The sequence below is a fragment of the Rhodopseudomonas palustris HaA2 genome (assembly GCF_000013365.1).
Classification (GTDB): Bacteria; Pseudomonadota; Alphaproteobacteria; order Rhizobiales; family Xanthobacteraceae; genus Rhodopseudomonas; species Rhodopseudomonas palustris_J.
Map to the genome: position 1 here is coordinate 3,809,413 of NC_007778.1, position 26,348 is coordinate 3,835,760.

Genomic DNA, 26,348 nt, shown 5'->3' on the forward strand with positions numbered 1-26,348 from the left:
GATCGCGTGATGAAGGCGGCTCAGCCGGCCGCCGCGACCGCGGGCACTGCCTCCCGGACGTCGCGCTGGCGCTTGGCGACGATCTTGTTGAGCGCGCCCAGATAGGCCTTGGCCGACGCCACCAGCGTATCCGGATCGGCGGCGCGCGCGGTCATCGAGCGGCCCTCGTGCGACAGCCGGACCGAGACTTCGGCCTGCGCATCGGTACCTTCGGTAACGGCGTGAACCTGATACAACTCCAGCTTGGCGTCGTGCGGCACCAGCGCCTTGATGCAGTTGAACACCGCGTCGACCGGGCCGTTGCCTTCGGCTTCCTCGATTCTAATCTGGCCGTCGACGTCGAGCTTCATGGTGGCGCGCTGCGGGCCGTGGGTGCCGGCGATCACCGTCAGCGAGTTCAGCTTGATCTGATCCTGGCCGTGCAGCAACTGCTCGTCGACCAGCGCCTCGATGTCCTCGTCGTAGACGTCCTTCTTGCGGTCGGCCAAAGCCTTGAACCGCACGAACACGTCCTCGATCTGGTTGCGCGACAGCTTGTAGCCCAGCTCTTCCAGCTTGTGGATCAGTCCGGCGCGGCCGGAATGCTTGCCCATCACCAGCGAGGTGCCCTTCACGCCGACCGTCTCCGGCGTCATGATCTCGTAGGTCTGGGCATTCTTGATCATGCCGTCCTGATGGATGCCGCTCTCGTGCGCGAACGCGTTGCGGCCGACGATCGCCTTGTTGTACTGCACCGGGAACGAAGTCGCGGCCGACACCGTCTTGGAGGCGTGGGTCAGCATCGTGGTTTCGATGTTGTTCCAGTACGGCAATTTGTCCTGCCGGACCCGCATCGCCATCACCAGTTCTTCCAGCGCGGCGTTGCCGGCGCGCTCGCCGATGCCGTTGATGGTGCACTCGATCTGCCGCGCGCCGCCGGCGACGCCGGCCATCGAATTGGCCACCGCCATGCCGAGGTCGTTGTGGCAGTGCACCGAGAACCGCGCCTTGTCGGAATTCGGCACCGTCTCGCGCACCTTGCGGAACATCTCGCGATATTCCTCCGGCACCGCGTAGCCGACCGTGTCCGGCAGGTTGATGGTGGTGGCGCCGGCCTTGATCGCGGCCTCAATGCAGCGGCACAGGAAATCGAACTCGGTGCGGGTGGCGTCCTCGGCCGACCACTCGACGTCGTCGGTGTGGTTGCGGGCGCGGGTCACCGACGAGATCACCATCTCGTAGACCTGGGCTGCTTCCATCTGCAGCTTGTACTTCATGTGCACCGGCGAGGTGGACAGGAAGGTGTGGATGCGGCCGCGCTCGGCCGGCTTGATCGCCTCGGCGCAGCGGTCGATGTCCTTGTGCGACGCGCGCGACAATCCGCAGATCACCGAATTCTTCGAGCGCTTGGCGATCTCGTGCACCGCCTCGAAGTCACCGTCGGAAGCAAACGGATAACCGGCCTCGATGACGTCGACGCCCATGTCGTCGAGCATCCTGGCGACGTTCAGCTTCTCCTCGAACGTCATGGTGGCGCCGGGGCACTGCTCGCCGTCGCGCAAGGTGGTGTCGAAAATGATGACGCGGTCCTGCTCGGACTTCGGAGTCGTGGTCATGAGAGAATTCCTTTGGTCGGGGCGCCGTCGGGCGCATGAAGGGCTGGCGTTCGTGCGGACCCCTGAGTGCCCAGGCGCAAACGCCCAGACGGCCCTCAGGGGCAAATAAGCAGAAGCAGCCCGCCAAGCGCGAGGGGGGACGAAAACTCTGCCGAAATCGCCGCAGCCGGAATCGCGTCGGAACCGGCAATCGCCGTCCCCGCCAACTCCATTCTGCTTCCGCGCTTCGTCATTCCCTGCACCTTCAGGTCCTTATCGTCGGCGAAAACCCTTGAGAGACGGTTGACGCAAGAAACCGATGGACCGAACCAGTATCGTTCTAGACGACCTCGACACAGCTTCGCAACGGCAAATTCTGGCTGCAACCGACGATAAAGCGACAGAGACACTGACCTACCTTTGGCCTAGCCCTCTTCGCGCGGTAAGCGGTTCCTTCCCGGATTGAAACGCCGTAAGGCTCTTGAGCCGGGAGACGACTGCATTGGAGTACGACGTTGAACTCGATTGATCTGGCCTCACTGGCCGCCGCCACCCCCACCCTTCGCCACGACTGGACACGCGAACAGGCCGCCGCGATTTACAACCTGCCGTTCGCCGACCTGATCTTCCGGGCGCAGACCATCCACCGCCAGAGCTTCGACGCCAACGAGGTGCAGTGCAATCAGCTGCTCAACGTCAAGACCGGCGGCTGCGCCGAGGATTGCGGCTATTGCAGCCAGTCAGCGCATCACGACACCGCCCTGCCCGCCTCCAAGCTGATGGACCCCAAGAAGGTCATCGAAGGCGCCAAGGCGGCTCGCGACGCAGGTGCCACCCGCTATTGCATGGGCGCGGCGTGGCGATCGCCGAAGGATCGCGACATGGCGCCGGTGATCGAGATGGTGAAGGGCGTCAAGGCGCTCGGCATGGAAGCCTGCATGACGCTCGGCATGCTGACGGACGATCAGGCGCAGCAACTCGCCGACGCCGGCCTCGATTACTACAACCACAACATCGACACCTCCGAGGAGTTCTACTCCTCCGTGGTCAAGTCCCGCAGCTTCGGCGACCGGCTCGACACCCTCGCCACGGTGCAGGACGCCGGCATCAAGGTGTGCTGCGGCGGCATTCTCGGCCTTGGTGAGAAGCCGACCGACCGCGTCGAGATGCTGCGCACGCTCGCCAACCTGCCGCAGCATCCGGAGAGCGTGCCGATCAACATGCTGATCCCGATCGAGGGCACGCCGATCGCCAAGACCGCCAAGCCGGTCGATCCGTTCGAGTTCGTCCGCACCATCGCGCTGGCGCGGATCATGATGCCGAAGTCGGACGTGCGGCTGGCCGCCGGCCGCACCGCGATGAGCGACGAGATGCAGTCGCTGTGTTTCCTCGCCGGCGCCAATTCGATCTTCATCGGCGACACCCTGCTGACCACGCCGAACCCCGGCGACAGCAAGGACCGCATGCTGTTCGCCCGGCTCGGCATCACCCCGCGCGAGGGTGCCCCGGTCGAGGCGCACAGCCACGACCACGATCACGATCACCACGACCATCATCACGGCCACAGCCACAGCTGAGGCCCGGACCCACAAAGGTCGTCATGGCCGGGCTTCGTCCCGGCCATCCACGGACGCGAGCACTGAGCCTATGGCAAGACGTGGATGGCCGGGACAAGCCCGGCCATGACGGAGCCAAGTGCTACTTCGCGTCTCAACGACGCCTGCCCTCTCCCCGTCATTGCGAGGAGCGCAGCGACGAAGCAATCCAGCGCCGAGCACTGTGCCTCTGGATTGCTTCGCTTCGCTCGCAATGACGGAGAGTTTTGCTCAATCCTCGCCGTCGAGCAGCATGGTGAGATAGGCGGTGACGAAGCGCGGCATCGTCGGCAGAAAATCCGCCTCCGACCGCACCAGATGCACCCGGCTGAACTCCGGCAACGCGTCGCGCGCCAGATGCGCCTCGATCCGGCCCTGCAGCGCCTCGGCCGGCAGATAGACATCCAGCAGGCGCAGCATCGCGACGTAGGGGCCGGCCTCGACGCAGTGCCAATGATCGGCCGCGCGATAATCCGAGCGCCGCAGCCCGGTCTCCTCCTCGACCTCGCGCGCGACGCTGGCGGGAATATCGAGACGCTTGCCGCGGACATCGGACGGGTCGGGCGTGCCGCCGGCGAAATACACCTTGCCGGCATTGGCGGTGTGGGCGCCCATCTCGCCGAGCACGATGGCGCCGTCGCTCGAGCGGATCACCCCCATCCCGAAGCCGTTGAACACCGACAGATCGGGAAACTCCCATTCGCGCCAGCACAGGAAGCTGGCGAAGTCGGTCTCGAAATAGTCGGCGCTGAAGCGGCCGCCTTCGAAGCGCGGTCGACGCCCCATCAGCACGCGGCCGTTCCACAGCTTCGGCTGCTCGAGCTGCCGCGCCGCGAAATAGCCATCGATCTTCGTCCGGTGCGTTTGTGCGAACGGCCACACATGGTCGTCGACCCACAGGTCGAGTTGCGTCACACGATGGATCGTGACCGGCGCGGACGCGCTCATGGGGACGCCGCTACTTCGCCGCGCCCGACGTCTTCGCCGCCTGCTCGACGAAGGCGTTGGTGTAGGTCCTGGTGACGTCGATATTGGCTTTCGCCACATCCGGCGAGCTGGTGCTGAACACCGCCAGAACCGCCTCCGCGCCCTTCGGGTCCATCAGCCCGGTGGTCGAATACATCGGGATCGTATTCTTCAGCGCGGCGACATATTGCGCCTTGTCCTTGCCGACGATGTTCGGCGGCATCTTGTCGGCGATCTCCTCGGCCGAATGCGCGTGGATCCAGCTCAGCGTGTTCAGGATGGCGTTGGTCAGGCCCTGCGCCTCCTTCGGATGCGCCTTGATCCAGGCCACCGTCGAATACAGCGCGCCGCCCGGATAGTCGCCGCCGAACACTTCGCGGGTGTCGTGTTCGGTGCGCGTGTCGCTGAGGATGCGCAGATCGGCGTGCGCCGCCTGCAGGATCGTCACCGCCGGATCGAGCATCACCGCGGCCTCGATCTGGCCCTGCTGCATCGCCGCCACCGCGGTGGCGCCGAGGCCGACGCCGATCACCGCCACGTCGTTCGGATCGACGCCGTTCTTCTTCAGGAGATATTTCAGGAAGAAATCGGTCGACGAGCCCGGCGCGCTGACGCCGACCTTCTTGCCGGCGAGGTCCTTGACCGATGCGATCTTCGCGGTATGCCCCGGCGACACCACCAGGACCAGCCCGGGATAGCGGTCGTAGACCACGAAGGACTGCATCTCCTGCTTCTTGGCGGCGAGATTGACGGTGTGGTCGAAATAGCCGGAGACGACGTCGGCACTGCCGCCGAGCACCGCCTTCAGCGCATCGGAACCGCCCTTGAGATCGACCAGTTCGACGCTGAGCCCCGCCTTGTCGTATTCGCCGAGTTGCTTGGCCAGCACCGTCGGCAGGTAGCACAGACACGCCCCGCCGCCGATCGCGATCGTCACCTTGCTCTGCGCGGTCGCGAAGGTGGTGGTCAGCAGCAGCGCCGACAGCACCGCGGCGATCTTGGCGAATATCGTTTTCATGCGTTTCTCCCGGGACGAGGCGGCGCAGGATAGGCGAAAGCCGCCGAGGACTCTAGTCGGTCTGCTGGACGGCCCCGCCCGGCTGCGGCCGCCACACCAGCAGCCGCTTCTCCACCATACTGACCGCAAGATCGATCAGGATCACGAACACCGACAGCACGAACATGCCGGCGAACACGCCGGCCACATCGAAGCTGCCTTCGGCCTGCTGGATCAGATAGCCGAGCCCGGCCGCGGCGCCGAGATATTCGCCGACCACCGCGCCGACCACCGCGAAGCCGACCGCGGTGTGCAGCGACGAGAACATCCACGACAGCGCCGAGGGCCAGAACACGTGCCGCATCATCTGCCGCTCGCTCATCCCGAGCATCCGCGCATTGTCGACCAGCGTCGCGCTGGTCTCCTTGACGCCCTGATAGACGTTGAAGAACACCACGAAGAAAACCAGCGTCACGCCGAGCGCGACCTTCGACCAGATCCCGAGCCCGAGCCACAGCGTGAAGATCGGCGCCAGCACCACGCGCGGCAGTGCGTTGAACATCTTCACATAGGGATCGAACACCGCGGCGACCCGCGGCTGCCGCGCGAACCAGAACCCGACCAGCACGCCCGCCACGGAGCCGATCACGAACGCCAGCAGCGATTCCCACAGCGTGATCAGCAGATGCTTCCAGATCATGCCGGAGGCGAACCAGGCATAGACTTGCGCGGCGACATCGACCGGATTGGAAAAGAAGAACGGCGGCAGCAGCAATTTGCCGGCGATCGGCACCGTGGTGAGCACCTGCCACACCGCCAACGCGACGACGGCGACGAGAAGCTGCAACGACACAAGTTTCAGCCGCGACATAGCGAGGCTCCCGCGTCCTCCCCTCCCCCTTGCGGGGAGGGGTCGGGGGTGGGGGGCCGCGAGCACTGAGCCCGTGGCCACCCCCCACCCCAACCCTCCCCCGCAAGGGGGGAGGGAGTTCGCCGTGCAAGGATTGAGTCAGCGGCCTTCACGAACACTCCCATCACGCCACCGCCCCGTAAGCCTTCATCACCTGCTCGCGCAGCACGCCCCAGATCTCGCGGTGCAGCGCGTGAAACTCGTGCGTCAGCCTGATCTCGAAGATGTCGCGCGGGCGCGGCAGCGCGACGCGCCAGTCGCCGATGATGCGCGACGACGGCCCCGACGACATGATCACCACGCGATCGGCCAGCGCGATCGCTTCTTCGAGATCATGGGTGACGAACAGCACCGCCTTGCGATGCGCGCTCCAGAGCTGCAGCAACAGATTGCCCATGATCTGCCGGGTCTGCGCGTCGAGCGGCCCGAACGGCTCGTCCATCAGCAGGATTTTTGGATCGCGGATCAGCACCTGGGCCAGGCCGACGCGCTTGCGCTGCCCGCCCGACAGCATGTGCGGATAGCGGCCGGCGAAGGCGCCGAGCCCGACCGTGTCGAGCCAGCCCTGGGCGCGCGTTAGCGCCTCGGCGCGCGGCGTGCCGGCGACGTCGAGGCCGATCGCGACATTGTCGATCGCGGTCTTCCACGGAAACAGCGCGTCGGCCTGGAACAGATAGCCGGCATCCCGATTGAGCCCGGCGAGCGGCGCGCCGAAGATCCGCGCCTGCCCCGCCACCGGCTGCAGCAGCCCGGCCGCGACGTTGAGCAGCGTGGACTTGCCGCATCCCGTCGGCCCGACGATCGCGACGAACTCGCCGTCGGCGACGTCGAGCGACGCGTTCTCGACCGCGGTGTAGACGCGGCCGTCGGCGAGGCGGAACGCCACCGTCGCGTCCCGCAACGCGATTGCCGTCGATGCCTGTCCGCTCACGCCTCGTCCTCCGATTCCGCGCGGACCATTCAACGCCGCGCGGCAAACTGCAAGTGCGGCTTGCGCTTCGCGCGGCAAGCCGGTCATCTAGGCGGCCATGACGCGCGAACCCCCGCCGATGATCGCCTATGACCGCGTCGACAAGAGCTTCGACGGCGGCCGCATCAAGGCGGTCGACGGCGTCTCGCTGTCCGTCATGCGCGGCGAACTGCTCGCCATCGTCGGCGGCTCCGGGTCCGGCAAGACCACGCTGCTGCGCCTCGCCAATCGCCTGATCGACGCCGACGCGGGCACAGTCCGGATCGAGGGCGAGGACGTGCGAACGGCCGACCCGATCGCGCTGCGCCGGCGCATCGGCATCGTGTTCCAGGCCGGCGCGCTGTTCCCGCATCTGTCCGTCGCCGACAATATCGGCATCACGCCGAAGTTGCTCGGCTGGCCGCACGACAGGATCGCCGCGCGCGTCGACGAGTTGCTCGACCTGGTGCGGCTCGACCGCGCGCAGCACCGCGACCGCTTTCCGCACGAACTCTCCGGCGGCCAGCGCCAGCGCGTCGGCGTCGCCCGCGCGCTCGCCGCCGGACCGAATATCGTCTTGATGGACGAGCCGTTCGGCGCGCTGGATCCTTTGACCCGCGACGCGCTCGGCGAGGATTTTCGCGCGCTGCACGACCGGCTCGGGCTCACCACCGTGCTGATCACCCACGACATCACCGAGGCGCTCTTGCTCGCCGACCGCATCGCGGTGATGCGCGCCGGCCGATTGCTGGCGCTTGGCCGCGCCGCGGAGCTGGCGCACAGCACCGAGCCCTATGTCACCGAACTCCTGCAGACGCCGCGCAGGCAGGCTCTCAGGCTCTCTGCGCTGCTGCCACAGGACGGCGCGGTATGAGCCTGTTCGGCGATCCGCGCTGGAACGAGGCGCTGGCCAATCTGCCGGACACGCTCGGCGCGCATGTCCGCGTCAGCCTCGCCGCGCTGGCGCTCGGCCTCGTCGTCAGCCTGCCGCTGGCGATTGTTGCGCGACGCCGCCCGATCCTGCGCGGCGCCCTGCTCGGCTTCGCCGGCATCGTCCAGACCATCCCCGGCCTCGCTCTACTGGCGCTGTTCTATCCGCTGCTGCTGGCGCTGGCGGCGTTGAGTCTCCGCGCCTTCGGCGTCGGCTTCTCGGCGTTCGGCTTCCTGCCCGCGGTGCTGGCGCTGGCGCTGTATGCGATGCTGCCGGTGCTGCGCAACACCATCACCGGGCTCGACGGCGTCGATCCGGCGCTCGTCGAGGCGGCGCAGGGCGTCGGCATGACGCCGCGGCAGGTGTTGACGATGGTCGAGGTACCGCTGGCGCTGCCGGTGATCATGGCCGGCATTCGCACAGCCGCCGTATGGGTGATCGGCACCGCGACGCTGTCCACGCCCATTGGCCAGACCAGCCTCGGCAACTACATCTTCGCCGGGCTGCAGACGCAGAACTGGGTGCTGGTGCTGTTCGGCTGCGCCGCCGCCGCAGTGCTGGCGCTCGCGGTCGATCAACTGCTGGCGCTGATCGAGAGCGGCCTGCGGCTGCGCAGCCGCGTCCGCACCGCGCTCGGCGGCCTTGGCCTCGCCGCGCTGCTGATCGCGACACTGGCGCCGTCGCTGGCCGGCACGCGATCGACCTACTTCGTCGGCGCCAAGACCTTCACCGAGCAATATGTGCTCGCGGCCCTTCTCCAGCAGCGGCTCGACGCCGCCGGGCTGTCGGCCACGACGCGCGCCGGCCTCGGCTCCAGCGTGATCTACGACGCGCTGAGGAGCGGCGACATCGACGCCTATGTCGACTACTCCGGCACGCTGTGGGCCAATCAGTTCAAGCACCCCGGCATCGCCGCGCGCGACCAGGTGCTGGCCGATCTGAAGCAGGATCTCGCCAAGGACGGCGTCACCCTGCTCGGCGACCTCGGCTTCGCCAACGCCTATGCGCTGGCGATGCCGCGCGCCAGGGCCGAGGCGCTCGGTATCCGCTCGATCGCCGATCTCGCCGCGCGCGCGCCGGCGATGACGATCGCCGGCGACTACGAGTTCTTCTCCCGCCCGGAATGGGCCAATCTGCGCCGCACCTATGGGCTCACTTTCAAGGCCGAACGGCAGATGCAGCCCGACTTCATGTACGCGGCCGTCGCCACCGGCGAGGTCGATCTGATCGCCGGCTATACCTCGGACGGGCTGATCGCCAAATACGATCTCGTCGTGCTGGACGATCCCAAGCAGGCGATCCCGCCTTACGACGCGGTGCTGCTGATCTCACCAAAGCGCGCCGGCGACGCGAAGCTACGCGATGCGCTGACGCCGCTGGTCGGCCGCATCGATATCGGCGCGATGCGCGCCGCCAATCTGCGCGCCGCCTCGGGCGGCGGCGACGGCACGCCCGACGCGGTGGCGCGGGCGCTGTGGGACGGCATCAAGGCGCGCTGATCGCCGCGCGCTTACTTCGCGGGCCGCAGCCCGAGCCGCTTTGCCACCACCTTGTCGATCCACCGCGGCGGCAGCTTGGTCGACAGCCAGAACTGCAGCGGTCCCGGCGTGATCACATCGTGGGCCTTCGGCGACGGCGATGTCAGCGCATCGAACACATGCTGCGCGATCGTCTCCGGCGGCAGGCCGCTTTGGTCCATCTTCGGCAGCATCGCGCGGATCGTCTGCAGCGCCGGATAGAACGGTGAGTTGGCGAAGCGCGATACGTCCTCGTGCTCGGCCTTGGCCCAGATCGGCGTCTTGACCGCGCCGGGCGCGATGATCACCACGTCGATGCCGAACAGCATCATCTCGCGGCGCAGCCCGTCCGACAGGCCGTTGAGCGCGTGTTTCGACGCGGAGTAAGCCGCCATCAGCGGATTGCCGAACCGGCCTGCGATCGACGACATCATCACGATCCGCCCCGGCGGCCCGCGCAGCGTATCGTCGGTGCCCAGCAGCGGCGCGAATGCCTGCGTCGCCACGATCGGGCCGATCACATTGACCTCGAACTGCCGTCGGAAGTCGTCGGCCGACAGATCGACCACCGCCCCCGACACCGCGATGCCGGCATTGTTGACCAGGCCGGCGAGCCGCTCACCGCCGAGCGCCGCCCGGACCTCGCCCGCCGCCGCCCGAATCGCGGCCTCGTCGGTGACGTCGAAAATCAGTGGCGTGAAGTTCGCCCCGAATTCGTGGATCAGCCGCTCCGCATCGGCCGGCTTGCGGACGCTGCCGAATACGCGAAAACCCTTGTCCAGCAGCAGTTTCGCGATGGCGTGACCGATCCCGCTGGACACCCCGGTGACGACGACAGACTTCATGGCTCAACTCCGTGCCCCAATGCGCCGCGACCCTATCACAGCAAGACGGGACCGCGTCACCGCGGTCCCGTTCGCATCGAATGCTACGCGAAGTCTTGCGCCGAGCACAGCGAGCTCCCTCTCCTCGCGCGCGGGGAGAGGTGAAGACGGTGGCGATCGAAGCGCTTACCGTCCGGCCACGGCCAGTTCGCCCTTGATGACGTCGCCGAACCGCCCCCAGCGCTCGCCCTTGAACACCATCATCTGAAACTGGTCGATCGGCGCGAAGTCGGTGGCGCTGGTGTTGACGGTGACGCCCGGCAAGAGGCCGTCGAGCTTGACGTCCTTCATGTTCGCCGCCTGCTTCATCAGGTTGTCGCGGGTCAGATCATCGCCGCACATCCGCAGCGCCTCCGCCATGGTCTGGGCGATGCTGTAGCCGGACAGCACGGTGCTCTCCATCGCCTTGCCTTCGGGAATGTATTTCTCGACGAAGGCGTGGAATTTCTTCATCCCCGGATCCTCGTTCCACTGCGGATCGGTCGGGTCCTTGGCGAAGGTCGCGGACACCAGGTCCTGCGCATTGTCGAGGCCGGCCGGGCGCAGCACGCTGCCGAGCGACGAACTGGCGTTGGGCACGATGTGCAGCGGCTTCCAGCCGAGTTCGGCGACCTTCTTGATCGCCTGCGCGGCGAACTTGCCGGTCGCGAAGGTGAGCAGCGTGTCGGCGCCGGCCGCCTTCAGCTTGACGATGTGGGAATCCACCGTCGGCTCGGAGACCTCGTAGCTGGATTCGGCGACGATCATCGTCGCCGCCTTGTCGCCGAGCCCCTCCTTCAGGCCGCGCACGTAGTCCTTGCCGAAATCGTCGTTCTGGTAGAACACGCCGATCTTGGCGTCGGGCTTCTCCTTCAGCAGATATTTCGCATAGGCCGTGGCCTCGGCCTGGTAGCTCGGCAGCCAGCCCATGGTCCACGGAAACTGCTTCGGATCGTTCCAGCGCGTCGCGCCGGTGGCGAGAAACAATTGCGGGGTCTTCTTGGCGTTCAGATATTTCTGGATCGCGATGTTGGAGGCGGTACCGACATTGCCGACGATCGCCAGCACCTCGTCGCTTTCGACCAGCTTGCGGGTCTGTTCCACGGTCTTCGGCGGCGAATAGGCGTCGTCATAAGAGATCAGGACGATCTTGCGGCCGTTGATGCCGCCTTCCTCGTTGATCTTTGCGAAATACGCGGCATAGGTCTTGCCGAGAATGCCGTAGGCCGAGGCTGGGCCGCTATAGGGCACTGTGTTGCCGAGCTTGATCTCGGTGTCGCTGGCGCCGGGGCCGTATTTCTTCTGGGCCGCTGCCGGGCTCGCGGCCAGCATCGCGATCGCAGCCGCGAACGCGGCCACGGAAGTCGTCGTCATACGCATTTTTGATCCTTCTTTTTGCGTTTCCCCGAAGCGGCTGTTGGCCGCGCGAAGTTCTCCCGTTGACCGGGGTTATGTCGGCGCGTCGGATGCGCGCGTGTCTGATTTGGATGGCGTGTCGGTCGCGGTCGCGCCGCCCTGCTCCGCCAGAGCGCGCACGTCGGCCGCGGCGGTCTGCACGTGGCGCTGCACCAGCGCCGAGGTGGCGGCTTCGTCGCGCGCTTCGATCGCGGCCACGAAGGCGCGGTGATCGTCGAGCGAACGACGGCGGATCGCGGCGGAATCGAAATAGCGCCGCCGCCAATTCGTGCTCATCAGCATCAGCGGCGTCAGCGTGCGCACCAGAATCCGGTTCTGACTCGCGGCGACGAGCGCGAGGTGAAAATCGACGTCGGCATCGGCGGGATTGCGGTCGGCGTCGACCAGCCCGGCATAGCCGTCGAGCAATCGGTGCAGCTTCGCCAGATCAGCGTCAGTGCGCCTGCGGCAGGCAATCCGCAGCGCCTGCTCCTCGCAGATGATCCGCGCCTCGGTGACGTCGCGCGTCACCTGCGGATCGAACGCCAGCCCGAGATCGGCCTGCAGCACCAGCGCATCGAGCCCGCCGTCCTCGACCGCGTTGCGCAGGAAGATGCCCGATTTCGGCTTGCGCTCGGTGATCCGCATCGCGTCCAGCACCGCCAGCGCCTCGCGCACCGAACTGCGCGCCACCCCGAACCGCTCCGACAATTCCCGCTCCGACGGCAGCCGGTCGCCCTTCGCCAGCCGATGGTGCTGGACGAATTCGAGCGTCCTGCGGACCGTGTGGGTGGTCTCGGAATTGAGCGGGGTCGCCATAACTGACCCTACCAATCTGGTCTGACCAGATCAAGGCGCCGAGGCTGCGGCGGATTGAACCGTCCGGCCTCGCCCCGCGCACGGCGCGCCCCCTCGCCCCGCTTTTCGCGGGGAGCGGGTGAAGAAGTGCCCGCCGCAAACGAAAACGGGACCGCGTCGCCGCGATCCCGCTTCGATGCCACCATCATCGTGTCGTCATCCTGAGGTGCTCGCCCGGCAGGGCGAGCCTCGAAGGATGCGGCGGCGAGTGCAAGCGGTCCATCCTTCGAGGCCGCCGCTTTGCGGCGGCGCCTCAGGATGACGCCGAGCGCGTCGCGCGCTTAGTTCTTGCTCTTGTCCACGAGCGCGCCCTTCTTGATCCAGGGCATCATGTCGCGGAGCTTGGCGCCGACTTCCTCGATCGGGTGGGCGGCGAGCTTGGCGCGGGTGGCCTTGAACGAGGTCTGGTTGACCTTGTTCTCGAGCATCCAGTTGCGGGTGAAGATGCCGTTCTGGATGTCGGCCAGCACCCGCTTCATCTCCGCCTTGGTCTCGGCGGTGACGATGCGCGGGCCGGTGACGTATTCGCCGTATTCCGCGGTGTTGGAGATCGAGTAGTTCATGTTGGCGATGCCGCCTTCATAGATCAGGTCGACGATCAGCTTCACTTCGTGCAGGCACTCGAAATACGCCATCTCCGGCGCGTAGCCGGCTTCCACCAGCGTCTCGAAGCCGGCCTTGATCAGTTCGACCAGACCGCCGCACAGCACCACCTGCTCGCCGAACAGATCGGTCTCGCATTCTTCCTTGAACGAGGTCTCGATGATGCCGGCGCGGCCGCCGCCGATCGCCGAGGCGTAGCTGAGGCCGAGGTCGTGAGCATTGCCCGACGGATCCTGGTGGATCGCGATCAGGCTCGGCACGCCGCCGCCGCGCTGATATTCCGAACGCACGGTGTGGCCCGGGCCCTTCGGCGCGACCATCAGCACGTCGAGATCGGCGCGCGGCTCGATCAGGTTGAAGTGGACGTTGAGGCCGTGCGCAAACAGCAGCGCCGCGCCCTGCTTCATGTTGTCGTGCAGGTGGTCGCGATAGATCTCGCCCTGCAATTCGTCGGGCGTCAGCATCATCATCACGTCGGCCCATTTGGCGGCCTCGGCGACTTCCATCACCTTGAAGCCGGCGGCTTCGGCCTTCTTGGCCGTGGCCGAGCCCTTGCGCAGCGCGATCGCGACGTCCTTGACGCCGGAATCCTTGAGGTTCAGCGCGTGGGCGTGGCCCTGGCTGCCGTAGCCGACGATGACGACCTTCTTGCCCTTGATCAGATTCAGGTCGGCGTCGCGATCGTAGTAAACTCGCATTCTCGTTCCTCTCTTCGGCGGCCCGTCCCGCCCCCTGCTGTGGTGATCGGGCCAGTCCCGGCCGACCGTGAAATTGCTGCCGGTTTCTAGGGCGGGAGGTGCCCTGAGACAAGCCCGCGGCGGTGTTTTGTGGCTGCGGCATGGCTGCCGCACCGCGAAGACGGGGCGCCTACGACTTTCAGGCGGTCTCCGGCAGCGCCGGTCGCGCCCGGCCGAACAGCAGCATGATGGCGAGCCCCGCCACCACGATCAGCATCCCGGCCAGCCGCAGCGGGCCGAAGGTCTCGCCGAACACCAGGCTGGAGGCCCCCGCCCCGATGAACGGCACCAGCAGCGCGAACGGCACCACCTGGACGGCGCTGTAGCGCTGCAGCAGCCGGCCCCAGATCCAGTAGCCGACCGTGGTCGAGCCGATCGACAGCGACAGCATCGCCGCCATCACCCCCGGCGACAGACCGCTCACCTCCCGCCAGATCGCCGGGCCGCCGTCGGCGGCGAAGGCGGCGAGCGCCAGCGGCGGCAGCGACACCAGGCTGATCCAGGCGAACAGGTCGAGCATCGGCACGTCGCGGGCCTGCCGCAGCAACAGATTGGTGAAGGCGAAGGCGATCGGCGCCGTCATGGTGACGGCGAAGGCAACGAAGGTGAAATCGTAGCCGACGGTGAAGCAGATCATCAGCAGGCCGCACGCGGCGACGCCGATGCCGATCAGTTGCACCCGGGTCGGCCGCTCGCCGAGCAGCACCGCGGCGAACGCGACGGTGAACAGCGCCTGGCTCTGCACGATCACCGCGGTCAGCCCCGCCGGCACGCCATGAGCCATCCCCCAGCTCTGGGTGAGATATTGCCACACCAGCAGCAGGCTGATGCCGATCCAGATCGTCCAGGCGAGTTTCGGCCGCGGCAGCAGCAGGCACGGCAGCGCGGTGATGGCGAACCGCAGCAAATTGAGCACCGTCGGCGACATCTCGGTCAGCGCATAGCGCGTGAACACGAAGCCCAGCCCCCAGATCAGCGCAACGACGAGCGCAAGCGCGATGTCGGCTGGCCTCATGATGTCTCCGCCCTGAATCGGCCGCGCGTTGCGCGCGCCGTTGCCGGGGTCCTAGCCGATCCGGCGCTGCTGCGTCACCCGCCGTTCGCGCGGAACAGCCCCCCGCGCAACGATGGCGCAGCCCGAACGACGGAACCAAGGCCGGCGCAGCCTGTTGCTCGTTGGGCCGACGGCCGCGAAGGCGGCCGGCGCATCACCAGGAGAGCCTCCCCCATGACCCTTATTCCGCACAACGCACTGATCGTCGTCGCCGACGGCGGCGGAGCGATTTTGCTCCGCAACACCGGTAAGCCGGCCAGCGTCGTGCTGCGCGAAGAACGCAGACTGGCGCCGGAAAATCTCGATGACGACGGTCCGTCGGGCTCGCGCCCCGAGGATCAGACCCAGAGCCAGACCGACGAAGCCACCTTCGCCAAGCAGCTCAGCCTGCTGATCAACAAGATGAAGCTCGCCGGCGAATTCGACAGTCTGGTGCTGATCGCCGACCCGCAGACGCTCGGCCAGATGCGGCCGATCCTGCACAAGACCGTCGAAGCCGCGCTGATCCGCTCGCTGGCGAAGGACTACACCAACAGCTCGTTCGACGACATCGCCGAGGCGATCGCGGCGTAGCGCTAAGACGATGGGGCGACCCGCATGGGTACCCCATCCGGGCCCGGCACGATCAGCCCGCGTGAATAGTCATCGTCGATGATTTCTGAGCCGCGGTCCGGTCCCCAATCGATCGTGTCGGGGCTTTTGAGGTTCAGGCGATCAATTTCGTCCAGCATCTTCGCCAGCAGATCAGCCTTGACCTTCATCGCCGCCTCCTTGGCTCGGATATCCAAGGTATATCCGAACGCGCTCGATGCAAAGCCGGCCGGCGCCCTCAGGAGGCGAGGCTACATCCCCTCCGCGCCGCGGCCGATCGCGGCGACGCCGGTGCGGACCACTTCGACCAAGCCGAGCGGACGCATCAGTTCGATGAACTGATTGATCTTCGACGTGTTGCCGGTGATCTCGAACACGAAGCTCTCGGTCGAGGCGTCGATCACCCGGGCGCGGAACGCTTCGGCGAGCCGCAGCGATTCGACGCGGTGATCGCCGGTGCCGCGCAGCTTGACCATCGCCAACTCGCGCTCGATCGAGCGGCCCGACAACGTCATGTCGACGACGCGATACACCGGCACCATGCGGTCGAGCTGGTTCTTGATCTGCTGGATCACCATCGGGGTGCCGGTGGTGACGATGGTGACGCGCGACAGGTGCTTCTGGTTCTCGGTCTCCGAGACGGTCAGGCTCTCGATATTGTAGCCGCGCCCCGAAAACAGCCCGATCACCCGCGCCAGCACGCCGGGCTCGTTCTGCACCAGCACCGACAGCGTGTGGGTCTCGTTCGGATCGTGGCGATCTTCCATGAAATAGGCGGAGGCGGGCTGGGTCATTGTGGCGTTCTCACATTCGAATTGGGCGATGACTCTCATCAGGCACGGTGCGCTCCCTCGCCCCGCTCTTGCGGGGAGAGGGTTGGGGTGAGGGGCTACTGAGTCCGCGATGCGCGGAGGCGCCCCCTCACCCGCCCCGGCTTCGCTACGCTCCGCCGGGTCGACCTCTCCCCGCACGCGGGGAGAGGTAATCAGCGCAGCGCGTCAGTGGCTCACACCAGCGCCTTGCCGCCGGCGAAGGCCGCCGCGGTGGCTTCGTCGGTGGCTTCGGCCGGCAGCAGCATCTCGTTGTGGGCCTTGCCGGACGGGATCATCGGGAAGCAGTTCTCCAGCGCGGCGACGCGGCAGTCGAACAGCACCGGCTTGTTGACCTTGATCATGTCCATGATCGCGCCGTCGAGATCGGCCGGCTTGGTCACCTGCATGCCGACGCCGCCATAGGCCTCGGCGAGCTTGACGAAGTCCGGCATCGCCTCGGTGTAGGAGTGCGACAGCCGATTACCATGCAACAGCTGCTGCCACTGCCGCACCATCCCCATATACTGGTTGTTGAGGATGAAGATCTTGATCGGCAGTTCGTACTGCACCGCCGTCGCCATCTCCTGCATCGTCATCTGCACCGAGGCGTCGCCGGCGATGTCGATCACCAGCGCATCGCGATGCGCCACCTGGACGCCGAGCGCCGCCGGCAGGCCGTAGCCCATGGTGCCGAGGCCGCCCGAGGTCATCCAGCGCTTCGGCTGTTCGAAGCCGTAGAACTGCGCCGCCCACATCTGATGCTGGCCGACTTCGGTGGTGATGTAGGTGTCGCGGCCACGCGTCGCCTCGTAAAGCCGCTGGATCGCGTATTGCGGCATGATCAGGTCGTTGTTCTTCTTGTAGGCCAGCGAATTGCGCGCGCGCCAGGTCGCGACCTGGTGCCACCACGGCTTGATGTCGGGCTTCTTCGCCTCGGCCTTGAACACCGCGAGCAGATCGGTCAGCACGCTGGCGACGTCGCCGATGATCGGCACGTCGACGCGGATGTTCTTGTTGATCGACGACGGGTCGATGTCGATGTGGATCTTCTTGGCGTGCGGCGCGAACGCGTCGGTGCGGCCGGTGATGCGGTCGTCGAAGCGCGCGCCGATGCACAGCATGACGTCGCAGCCATGCATCGTCATGTTGGCTTCGTAGGTGCCGTGCATGCCGAGCATGCCGAGCCAGTTCTTGCCCGACGCCGGATAGGCGCCGAGCCCCATCAGCGTCGAGGTGATCGGGAAATCGGTGACCTCGACCAGCTCGCGCAGCAGCCGGCAGGCTTCGTCGCCGGAATTGACCACGCCGCCGCCGGAATAGATCACCGGCCGCTTGGCGCCGGCGAGCATCGCCACCGCCTTGCGGATCTGGTTCGGATCGCCCTTGGTGACCGGCTTGTAGGAGACGTGGACGTCGTCCTTGCGCGGCGGATGATAGGTGCCGGTGGCGAACTGCACGTCCTTCGGCACGTCGACCACGACCGGGCCCGGACGGCCGGAGGTCGCGACGTAGAACGCCTCGTGCAGCACGCGGGCGAGATCCTTGATGTCGCGCACCAACCAATTGTGCTTGGTGCAAGGCCGGGTGATGCCGACGGTGTCGCATTCCTGGAACGCGTCATTGCCGATCAGATGCGTCGGCACCTGCCCGGTGATGCAGACGATCGGGATCGAATCCATCAGCGCGTCGGCCAGCGGCGTCACCATGTTGGTGGCGCCCGGGCCCGAGGTCACCAGCACCACGCCCGGCTTGCCGGTCGAGCGCGCATAGCCCTCGGCGGCATGGCCGGCGCCCTGCTCGTGCCGGACCAGGATGTGCTGCACGTCGGACTGCTGGAAGATCTCGTCATAGATCGGAAGCACCGCGCCGCCGGGATAGCCGAAGATGTGCTCGACGCCGTGATCCTTCATCGCGCGGACGATCATCGCGGCGCCGGTCATCTGGTTGGGATCGTGGCTGGTGCTGTCGCTCATGGTGGGCTCCGGAGGCGCCGTCTGGCGCTGAAGTTCGGGTGGTTCGGACAAAGTTCGGGTCGAAGGCGTTCGGACAATAAAAAAGGGCCCGTTCAAGGCCCTCAGCGCACCGTCCGTTCACAGGGTGGAGTCTATCCACCCCCGGCGGTGCGCTCGGGTACGATAACGAGAAGCAGATCGGTAATTTTGTGTCGCATGTGGCCAGCTCGGCTTCCCAAAGGTTGCGCGGGACCATACCGCTCAAACTTCCATTGTCAAGGCAGGACAGTGCCGTAAGGATCAAACCTTAGCCGGATTGGAGCCACCTCGCGAGCGGTAAATAGGTGCAGGCGGGTGCGCCGACCACCCCACCAGCACATCGTCATCCTGAGGTGCTGCAAAGGTCCGTCTCACGGACCTTTGCAGCACCTCAGGATGGGCGGCACGGACTTCGTCGTTCCATCCTTCGAGGCTCGCTGCGCTCGCACCTCAGGATGACGCTGTGCTGGTGGTGCAGCTTGGATTGCCCTGAAATTCTTGATCCACCACCCTCCCCGCCTCCTCAGGCGTCACCCAACGAAACTCTGGTAACTGGTGCCGGAACCAGGTGAATTGCCGCTTGGCGTAGTGCCGCGTGTCGGCGGCGCCGATGACGGCCGCCTCGTCCAGCGAAATCTCGCCGCGCAGATGTCGGATCAGCGCCGGCACGCCATGCGCCTTCATCGCCGGCAGCAGCGGGTCGAGCCGGCGCTCGGCCAAGGCCGCGACCTCGTCCAGCGCGCCGGCCCGCAGCATTGCGGCGAATCGGGCGTCGATCCGGGCGTACAGCGCCTCGCGCTCGGGCGCGAGAAACACCGCCGTGACGCCGTCCGGCGGCAATAGCGGCGGCGAGGCCTCGCCGTGCCAGTCGGCCAATGGCCGACCGGTCGCCAGCACCACTTCCAGCGCCCGCGCGATCCGTGATCGGTCGGCCGGGGCCAGCCGTTCGGCTGCGGCCGGATCGTGCCGGGCCAGTTCGGCGTGCAACGCCGCCACGCCATCGCGGTCGAGCCGCAGCCGCACCGCGTCGCGGATTTCGGCCGGCACCGGCGGCACCAAAGACAGTCCGCGGGTCAGCGCCTTGAAATACAGCCCGGTGCCGCCGATGAAGATCGGCAGCAGGCCCGAAGCGCGCGCCTCGGCCAGCGCCCCGGCAGCGGCCTCGACGAAGGCGCCAGCGGAGAAATTCACCGCGGCGTCCACCGTGCCGTAGAGCCGATGCGGGACCAGCGCCTCCTCTTCCGGCGTCGGCCGGGCGGTGATGATCCGCAGGTCCCGGTACATCTGCATCGAATCGGTGTTGATGACGACGCCGCCGTGCATCTGCGCAAGCCGCAGCGCGAGCGCCGACTTGCCGCTGGCGGTCGGCCCTGCGATAAGCACGGCCGCCGGCTTTTGCCCCTGCTCCGGAACCGTTTTTCCCATGTCGCTCGTCGCCACGCTCATCTGCAATCCAAACAGTCCCGCGCTGGATTCCACCGTGCTCGAAGGCGCGCGCGCCGTGCTGCCACAGCCGAACGCCGCGGTCTGGCTGCACGACGAGGTCGCCGCCGACATCACCTTCAGCAGCGACGACGACGCCCTGGCCCTCGCCGACCGGCTGCGCGACGCGCGCGGCGATCTGCCGATCGACGTCGTCGTGCAGCCTCTCGCCACCAGGCGCAAGAAGCTTTTTCTCGCCGACATGGATTCGACCATGATCGGCCAGGAATGCATCGACGAACTCGCCGACTTCGTCGGGCTGAAGAGCCACGTCGCCGCGATCACCGAGCGCGCGATGCGCGGCGAGATCGAATTCGAGCCGGCGCTGCGCGAGCGCGTGGCGCTGCTGAAGGGGCTTTCGCTCGACATCATCGACAAGGTGCTGGCGACCCGCATCACGCTCAATCCCGGCGGCCGCGCGCTGGTGCAGACGATGCGCGCAAACGGCGCCTATACGTGTCTGGTCTCCGGCGGCTTCACGCAGTTCACCCAGGCGGTCGCAGCGCGTCTCGGCTTCGCCGAGCATCGCGCCAACGAATTGCTGAGCGAGGACGGCAAGCTCACCGGCCGCGTCGCCGAGCCGATCCTCGGCCGCGAAGCCAAGCTGGCGACGCTGCTGGAGTTGCGCGAAGCCGACGACCTCGACGCCATCGACACGCTGGCGATCGGCGACGGCGCCAACGACCTCGGCATGATCCAGGCCGCCGGCCTCGGCATCGCCTACCACGCCAAGCCCGCGGTCGCCGCCAGCGCCCACGGCCGCATCGACCACGCCGACCTCACTGCGCTGCTGTACGCGCAAGGCTACAGGCGCAGCGAATTCGTCGGCGATTAGGCCGCCGCGCATCGGCGCGCCCCGGAATGACGGAGACGCGTAGAGGGCTTCCGCGTCGCTAGCACGGCCCGACCTTCGACGATGATCCGCGTGTCCCGCACGCGGTGCAGCGCGGAGCGCTGCTCCGCAGATACGGGACCCCGGTTTCTTCTGCTGATCAAGCAGCAAAACGCCATGAGCAGCGCGTAGGGTGGGCAAAGTCGCGCAGCGACGTGCCCACGCGGACCCTGTTGCTGCATCCGCGTGGGCACGGTGCGCCTGCGGCGCACCTTTGCCCACCCTACAGTCTGCAAACGTCGTGAATTCGCGAACCGGGGTCCCGGCTCTGCGCGGCGGCACTGCGTGCCGCAGCCGTCCGGGACACGGGCGAGATCGTCCCTTGACAATAATCCTATTATGATTATAGTCCGCCATGTCCTGTCCGTGAGGGGCGCTTCGCGAGGCGTCGTACAAGCGGGACAGATAGGCGGGCTGGGCAACCAGCCTGGAACGATGGTTCGGCGGAGCTGACGCTGGTCAGCAAAGCCGGATGGACGCGGCGTCCTGCGCGTCGTGCCTCGCAAGCACGCGTCCGGGAGGCTTCGGGGACCCGTCCGGGCCTACTACGAGGCTCTGCGACTTGTTAGTTCGCTGCACGGGGGCAGGTGAAGGCGGCGTAATCCGCCGGATCAGTGGGGTTTCATTACCCTTGCCTGTCAACGGAAGCACGGGCCCGAAGACAGAAAGCGCCGCAGGTGGGCGCGCCGGAAGGCGATGCGCGATCCTTCGCAAGAAGTGATCGCGAGAACCACCACCAACCCGCGCCGACCGGCGCGCGCCCACCCCTCGCTGTGACAGCGACGGGTGCAAACCTCGGACGCTCCGGCGCCGCGAGAGCGATGGGTCGTGGCCGGACGACGCAGCCGCAGCGCCCTCGGTTGCAGCCGCGATGGTCAACGAGGGGTTAACCGCCACATCCGGACTTGCGTCGAATGATCAACAAAAGCGGCCTAATCAGCGACCAACTATCATCGCCATTCCCGCTGTGTGACGCCCGCCACTTAACAGTTTCTCAGCAACGCGCCCGCATAGTCGCACCCGAACAGACAGAGCGCAGAGTTCCACACATGTCAGAATCAGTGTCCCGGCCGGCGTTCGGCAAGATCATTTCCGTGCGCGGGTCGATGGCGCGCGCGGGCCTGCTGCCCGAAAGTCGCCTGTCTGCCGCAGCAGTGCGCGCAACGGTCGGTCGCTTCGTCAGCATCCGCACCGCGACCTCGACCATCATCGCGATGATCACCGAAGCGACGAGCGAGAACATCTCGCCGAACGATCCCTATGTCGCGGTCGCCGCGGTCGATCTGCTCGGCGAAATCCTGCCCGGCACGGTGCGCGCGAAGTTCCAGCGCGGCGTCACCAACTATCCGACGATCGGCGACGCGGTCGAAATGATCTCGAGCGAGGACCTGCGCATCGTCTACGCCCCGACCGGATCGGACCAGATCAATGTCGGCACGCTGCAGCAGGACCCGTCGGTGATCGCCTATGTGGACATCGAGGAAATGCTGTCGAAGCATTTCGCCGTGCTGGGCTCTACCGGCGTCGGCAAATCGACCGGCGTGTCGCTGCTGCTCAACGAGATCCTGAAATCGCGGCCGGCGCTGCGCATCTTCCTGCTCGACGTGCACAACGAATACGGCCGCTGCTTCGGCGACAAGGCGCTGGTGCTCAATCCGCGCAATCTGAAGCTGCCGTTCTGGCTGTTCAATTTCGACGAGATCGTCGACGTGCTGTTCGCCGGCCGTCCCGGCGTGCCGGAAGAACTCGACGTGCTGGCCGAAGTGATCCCGATCGCCAAGGGCCTGTACGTGCAATACACCAGCGCCGACCGGCTCGGTCTCAAACGCCTCGACCCGAAATCCGTCGGCTACACCGCCGACACGCCGGTGCCGTATCGTCTGGTCGACCTGATCTCGCTGATCGACGAGCGCATGGGCAAGCTGGAGAACCGCTCGTCGCGCATTATCTATCACAAGCTGATCTCGCGGATCGAGACCGTGCGCAACGACCCGCGCTACGCCTTCATGTTCGACAATGCGAATGTCGGCGGCGACACCATGGCGGAGGTGATCAGCCATCTGTTCCGGCTGCCGGCCAATGGTCGCCCGATGACGATCATGCAACTCGCGGGCTTCCCGGCCGAAGTCGTCGATTCGGTGGTGTCGGTGCTGTGCCGCATGGCGTTCGATTTCGGCTTGTGGAGCGACGGCGTGTCGCCGCTGCTGTTCGTCTGCGAAGAGGCCCATCGCTACGCCAGCGCCGATCGGACGATCGGCTTCGGCCCGACCCGCAAGGCGGTGTCGCGGATCGCCAAAGAGGGCCGCAAATACGGCGTCTATCTCGGCCTGGTGACGCAGCGTCCGGCCGAGCTCGACGCCACCATCCTGTCGCAGTGCAACACGCTGTTCGCGATGCGGCTCGCCAACGACCGCGATCAATCACTGCTGCGCTCGGCGGTGTCGGACGCTGCCGCCAATCTGCTGTCGTTCGTGCCCTCGCTCGGCACCCGCGAAGTGCTGGCGTTCGGCGAAGGCGTCGCGCTGCCGACGCGGCTGCGCTTCAAGGAAGTGCCGCCGCAGCAATTGCCGCGCTCGGAAGCGGCGATCTCGACGGTGCCGTCGGCGGCCGCGGGGCACGACATGCATTTCGTCAGCGCCGTGCTCGAACGCTGGCGCGGCGCCACCTCGCACCGCGACGTGCCGAACGATCCCGGCACGGTCGAACGCCCGCTGGCCCGCACCGTCGAAGCGCCGATGTTGCAGCCGTCGCTCGGGCTCGACCCCGACCGCTTCTCGCTGTTGAAGAAGCCACTGCGCTGACGCAGTGCAGCATCCGCGCACGCTTTGCCGCGCGCGCGATGATCGCCTAAGCTCCGCTCGGCGCATGTCGCGCCTTGCGGAACCTTCGATGACATCAGCTGCCGTCTCTCGCTTTCCCGTTCCTGCGCTCGCCGATATGCCCGACGATATTCGCGCCCGAATCCTCGGCGTGCAGGAGAAGTCCGGCTTCGTGCCCAACGTGTTTCTGTCGCTGGCCGGCCGGCCGGACGAATTCCGGGCCTTCTTCGCCTATCACGACGCGCTGATGGAGAAGGACAGCGGGCTGTCGAAGGCCGAACGCGAGATGATCGTGGTCGCGACTTCGGCGGCCAATCAGTGCCAGTATTGCGTGATCGCGCACGGCGCGATCCTGCGCATCCGCGCCAAAAATCCGCTGATCGCCGACCAGATCGCCACGAACTATCGCAAGGCCGACATCACGCCGCGGCAGAAGGCGATGCTCGACTTCGCGATGAAGGTCAGCCGCGACGCCGAGCGGGTCGGCGACGCCGATTTCGATGCGCTCGAGGGCCACGGCTTCGGCGACGATGATATCTGGGACATCGCGGCGGTCGCGGCGTTCTTCGCGCTGTCCAACCGCATGGCCAATGTCACCGGCATGCGGCCGAACGACGAGTTCTATCTGATGGGCCGGCTGCCGAAATCATGACGCGGCCGATCGCGCTGGGAGGCTGATGCGGTGCTGCCGTGGTGGGAGATGTTGTTGCGCCTCGGCGTCGCCGCGGTGGCCGGCGGACTGATCGGCCTCAATCGCGACCTGCAGGGCAAGCCGATCGGGATGCGGACGCTGGCGCTGGTCGGCGTCGCCTCCGCGCTGCTGGTCGCCCTCGCCGACCAGAGCGCAGATCTCGACCACGTGTCCGACCCGACCAGCCGCGTGATTCAAGGCATCCTCACCGGCATCGGCTTTCTCGGCGCCGGCGTCATCGTCCACACCGGCGGCCGACACGACGTGCACGGCTTGACCACCGCAGCCTGCACCTGGCTGACCGCCTGCATCGGCATCGCCTGCGGCGCCGGACAATGGCCGGGGGTGCTGGCCGCGATGGCGATCACCCTTGCCGTGCTGATCGGCGGCCACCGGCTCGAGGGCCTGCTGCATCGCCTGCTCGGCGGCAAGGACTCGGAAGGCGGCGGCGACGAGACCAAGAGCAAGGGCTCGCCGGCGGTGGAGGATTGATGCGCCGCCGCAGCACGGTCAATCGTCGAACGCCGGTCCGCACCAGCCCGGCAGATAGATCGCATCCCTGCTCTTGGCGAGCGCCAGCGACAGTTCCGTCGCCTTCGCGAAATCCGCGTCGACCGATTTGCGCGACAGCCGGCGCCGCAGGAAATCCGCCCAAAGGAATTCGCTGAAGGGCGTGGTGTCCTTGGCGTAGCCGCCGATCCGGCGCAGCTCGCCAGCGAGCGAGCGGAACGGATCGTCCTTCAGCGCGGCGACAGTTTTCGGCAGATCCTTGTAATGGTGCCGCTCGCCCTTGGCGTCGTAGGGATAGACCCAGCGCCGGCTGTCGAGCACGACCCAGAACGCGTCGCGATCGACCATGCTGAGATCGGCGATCACCGTGACGGCGACGTCCTTGATGCCCTCTTCATGCAGCGCGCGGGCGAGATGGTGGTGATCGACCACATAGTGGCGCTTGCCAGGGCCGAGCACGACCGGGATCATGTGCTCGGCGAGCCGCCGGCCTTCCTTCTTCGGCTTGTGCGCGCGCCAGCGCCGGCGCTTTTCTTCGACTTCGCGCAGGCCGACGGTCATCTGCGTCGGTCGCAGTGACAGGATCGGAATCGGGTGCAGCATCGGTTCGCGCGGATTGGCCATCGTTCAGACTCCGTCGGCAGGCAGGGCTCGAATTATGGCACGCGGCGGCTTGTGCGCAACGCAGCATGGAGCGCGCGGGGCGCAGCCGGCGAGACAAAGCCACTCCGGCACGTTGCGGAGTTTGCGGCGCGCCCTACATCGACTAGGATAAGTACCAGAGTTCAGATCCGCCGCCGCCAAGGGCCGGCCGCCATGAAAAACCACCGCCTCAGCATTCCCGACGACGACGAGCACCGGGTGCTGCAGTTCCGGCCGCGCCCCCCGGCCCCGGGCGCAGCGTCCACCGCACGCGTGATGCCGCCGGTGCAAAACGACCTGTCGCGTTACGAGCGCCCGCGCGATCCACAGCAGGACGACTTCCGGCAGCGGATGCTGACCAATCTGGCGGCACTCGCCTTCACGGTCGCGCTGACGGTGATCGGGTTCTGGCTGGCCACCAGCATCGCCGACCTGCGCAAGACACAGGATTGCGTGTTGATGGGCCGGCGCGATTGCGCGCACATTCCGGCGCCGCAGGGTTGATTCCCTGCGCTGGCGCGGAAACTGGGCTGAAGCAGCGCCAAAGGGCTGTGGCCCACGTGCCATTGAACTCGGGGCAGCGCTCCGATATACGGGCAATCACCTGTCGTCACGACCACGCTCGCGCGCGGCGCGAACGGCCATTTCCGACACAATATCAAAGGTTTAATGATGACTTCCACATTCGATCGGGTGGCCACCATCATCGCGGAAACCTGTGACATCCCGCGCGATACGATCACCCCGGAAAGCCACGCCATCGATGATCTGGGGATCGACAGCCTGGACTTCCTCGACATCGCCTTTGCGATCGACAAGGCGTTCGGTATCAAACTGCCGCTCGAGAAGTGGACCCAGGAGGTCAACGACGGCAAGGCGACCACCGAGCAGTATTTCGTCCTGAGCAACCTCGCCGCCCGCATCGACGAGTTGGTCGCCGCCAAGGGCGCGTAGTGGCGCGGTTCGAAA

General features: G+C 66.6%; 25 protein-coding genes. 10 read left to right on the plus strand and 15 right to left on the minus strand.

The window, feature by feature from the left end; genetic code table 11:
* Positions 1-20: 20 nt before the first annotated feature.
* Positions 21-1,595, minus strand: a complete 1,575-nt coding sequence (locus RPB_RS16805; RefSeq protein ID WP_011442210.1) for a 2-isopropylmalate synthase — start codon at positions 1,593-1,595, stop codon at positions 21-23.
* Between the two features lie 494 nt (positions 1,596-2,089).
* Between RPB_RS16805 and bioB the strand changes: the two genes are divergently transcribed.
* A complete protein-coding gene (gene bioB / locus RPB_RS16810; RefSeq protein WP_011442211.1) occupies positions 2,090-3,151 on the plus strand; it encodes a biotin synthase BioB in 1,062 nt (353 codons plus the stop codon).
* A 249-nt stretch (positions 3,152-3,400) separates the two neighbouring features.
* On the opposite strand, the gene RPB_RS16815 is transcribed toward bioB, so the two are convergent.
* The 4 genes from RPB_RS16815 to RPB_RS16830 all read right to left on the minus strand — a co-directional run bounded on the left by RPB_RS16815 (position 3,401) and on the right by RPB_RS16830 (position 6,973).
* Positions 3,401-4,117, minus strand: coding sequence for an NUDIX hydrolase (locus RPB_RS16815; RefSeq protein ID WP_011442212.1), 717 nt, complete (start codon positions 4,115-4,117; stop codon positions 3,401-3,403).
* A gap of 10 nt (positions 4,118-4,127) precedes the next feature.
* Positions 4,128-5,153, minus strand: a complete 1,026-nt coding sequence (locus tag RPB_RS16820) for an ABC transporter substrate-binding protein (protein ID WP_011442213.1) — start codon at positions 5,151-5,153, stop codon at positions 4,128-4,130.
* A gap of 52 nt (positions 5,154-5,205) precedes the next feature.
* Positions 5,206-6,003: an ABC transporter permease gene (locus RPB_RS16825; protein ID WP_011442214.1), complete on the minus strand. Its 798-nt coding sequence runs from the start codon at positions 6,001-6,003 to the stop codon at positions 5,206-5,208.
* A gap of 163 nt (positions 6,004-6,166) precedes the next feature.
* Complete coding sequence (locus RPB_RS16830) at positions 6,167-6,973, minus strand: ABC transporter ATP-binding protein (protein ID WP_011442215.1); 807 nt, start codon at positions 6,971-6,973, stop codon at positions 6,167-6,169.
* 97 nt (positions 6,974-7,070) lie between these two features.
* Here RPB_RS16830 and RPB_RS16835 point away from each other — a divergent pair, with 97 nt between their 5' ends.
* Together RPB_RS16835 and RPB_RS16840 are read left to right on the plus strand one after the other, a co-directional pair.
* Complete coding sequence (locus RPB_RS16835) at positions 7,071-7,865, plus strand: ATP-binding cassette domain-containing protein (protein WP_011442216.1); 795 nt, start codon at positions 7,071-7,073, stop codon at positions 7,863-7,865.
* Positions 7,862-9,421, plus strand: a complete 1,560-nt coding sequence (locus RPB_RS16840) for an ABC transporter permease/substrate-binding protein (protein ID WP_011442217.1) — start codon at positions 7,862-7,864, stop codon at positions 9,419-9,421. Before RPB_RS16835 ends, RPB_RS16840 begins: the two co-directional genes overlap by 4 nt.
* Positions 9,422-9,432: 11 nt before the next feature.
* Here RPB_RS16840 and RPB_RS16845 read toward each other — a convergent pair whose 3' ends face one another.
* The 5 genes from RPB_RS16845 to RPB_RS16865 form a co-directional block, all read right to left on the minus strand.
* The gene (locus tag RPB_RS16845; protein ID WP_011442218.1) at positions 9,433-10,284 is read right to left on the minus strand and encodes an SDR family oxidoreductase; all 852 of its coding nucleotides are present in this window, start codon (positions 10,282-10,284) and stop codon (positions 9,433-9,435) included.
* A gap of 165 nt (positions 10,285-10,449) precedes the next feature.
* The gene (locus RPB_RS16850; RefSeq protein WP_011442219.1) at positions 10,450-11,682 is read right to left on the minus strand and encodes an ABC transporter substrate-binding protein; all 1,233 of its coding nucleotides are present in this window, start codon (positions 11,680-11,682) and stop codon (positions 10,450-10,452) included.
* 69 nt (positions 11,683-11,751) lie between these two features.
* On the minus strand, positions 11,752-12,516 hold the full coding sequence (locus RPB_RS16855) for a FadR/GntR family transcriptional regulator (protein ID WP_011442220.1): 765 nt from the start codon (positions 12,514-12,516) through the stop codon (positions 11,752-11,754).
* A gap of 320 nt (positions 12,517-12,836) precedes the next feature.
* Entirely contained in the window at positions 12,837-13,856 is a 1,020-nt protein-coding gene (gene ilvC, locus RPB_RS16860; protein WP_011442221.1) for a ketol-acid reductoisomerase, read from the minus strand.
* Between the two features lie 178 nt (positions 13,857-14,034).
* Complete coding sequence (locus RPB_RS16865; protein WP_011442222.1) at positions 14,035-14,910, minus strand: EamA family transporter; 876 nt, start codon at positions 14,908-14,910, stop codon at positions 14,035-14,037.
* Between the two features lie 213 nt (positions 14,911-15,123).
* On the opposite strand from RPB_RS16865, the gene RPB_RS16870 reads away from it, so the two are divergent.
* A complete protein-coding gene (locus tag RPB_RS16870; RefSeq protein WP_011442223.1) occupies positions 15,124-15,522 on the plus strand; it encodes a host attachment family protein in 399 nt (132 codons plus the stop codon).
* A gap of 2 nt (positions 15,523-15,524) precedes the next feature.
* Here RPB_RS16870 and RPB_RS16875 read toward each other — a convergent pair whose 3' ends face one another.
* The 4 genes from RPB_RS16875 to miaA form a co-directional block, all read right to left on the minus strand.
* Positions 15,525-15,710: a hypothetical protein gene (locus RPB_RS16875; RefSeq protein WP_198135121.1), complete on the minus strand. Its 186-nt coding sequence runs from the start codon at positions 15,708-15,710 to the stop codon at positions 15,525-15,527.
* 81 nt (positions 15,711-15,791) lie between these two features.
* Complete coding sequence (gene ilvN / locus RPB_RS16880) at positions 15,792-16,334, minus strand: acetolactate synthase small subunit (RefSeq protein ID WP_011442224.1); 543 nt, start codon at positions 16,332-16,334, stop codon at positions 15,792-15,794.
* A gap of 212 nt (positions 16,335-16,546) precedes the next feature.
* A complete protein-coding gene (locus RPB_RS16885) occupies positions 16,547-18,325 on the minus strand; it encodes an acetolactate synthase 3 large subunit (RefSeq protein WP_011442225.1) in 1,779 nt (592 codons plus the stop codon).
* 468 nt (positions 18,326-18,793) lie between these two features.
* Positions 18,794-19,768: a tRNA (adenosine(37)-N6)-dimethylallyltransferase MiaA gene (gene miaA / locus RPB_RS16890; RefSeq protein ID WP_049824703.1), complete on the minus strand. Its 975-nt coding sequence runs from the start codon at positions 19,766-19,768 to the stop codon at positions 18,794-18,796.
* On the opposite strand from miaA, the gene serB reads away from it, so the two are divergent.
* From serB to RPB_RS16910, 4 genes are all read left to right on the plus strand, one after another.
* On the plus strand, positions 19,767-20,660 hold the full coding sequence (gene serB, locus RPB_RS16895) for a phosphoserine phosphatase SerB (RefSeq protein ID WP_011442227.1): 894 nt from the start codon (positions 19,767-19,769) through the stop codon (positions 20,658-20,660). The two genes, miaA and serB, sit on opposite strands and share 2 nt — an antisense overlap.
* A gap of 1,106 nt (positions 20,661-21,766) precedes the next feature.
* Positions 21,767-23,518, plus strand: coding sequence for an ATP-binding protein (locus tag RPB_RS16900; RefSeq protein ID WP_041798308.1), 1,752 nt, complete (start codon positions 21,767-21,769; stop codon positions 23,516-23,518).
* Positions 23,519-23,606: 88 nt separating this feature from the next.
* Positions 23,607-24,188: a peroxidase-related enzyme gene (locus RPB_RS16905; protein ID WP_041798819.1), complete on the plus strand. Its 582-nt coding sequence runs from the start codon at positions 23,607-23,609 to the stop codon at positions 24,186-24,188.
* Between the two features lie 30 nt (positions 24,189-24,218).
* A complete protein-coding gene (locus RPB_RS16910; protein ID WP_011442230.1) occupies positions 24,219-24,719 on the plus strand; it encodes an MgtC/SapB family protein in 501 nt (166 codons plus the stop codon).
* 18 nt (positions 24,720-24,737) lie between these two features.
* Here RPB_RS16910 and RPB_RS16915 read toward each other — a convergent pair whose 3' ends face one another.
* Positions 24,738-25,361 carry a ParB-like protein gene (locus RPB_RS16915; protein ID WP_011442231.1) on the minus strand — a complete coding sequence of 208 codons (624 nt, stop codon included), beginning with the start codon at positions 25,359-25,361 and terminating at the stop codon, positions 24,738-24,740.
* A 192-nt stretch (positions 25,362-25,553) separates the two neighbouring features.
* Here RPB_RS16915 and RPB_RS16920 point away from each other — a divergent pair, with 192 nt between their 5' ends.
* Both RPB_RS16920 and RPB_RS16925 read left to right on the plus strand, forming a co-directional pair.
* On the plus strand, positions 25,554-25,883 hold the full coding sequence (locus tag RPB_RS16920; RefSeq protein ID WP_011442232.1) for a hypothetical protein: 330 nt from the start codon (positions 25,554-25,556) through the stop codon (positions 25,881-25,883).
* Positions 25,884-26,051: 168 nt separating this feature from the next.
* Positions 26,052-26,333, plus strand: a complete 282-nt coding sequence (locus RPB_RS16925) for an acyl carrier protein (RefSeq protein ID WP_011442233.1) — start codon at positions 26,052-26,054, stop codon at positions 26,331-26,333.
* The last annotated feature ends 15 nt before the right edge of the window (positions 26,334-26,348 follow it).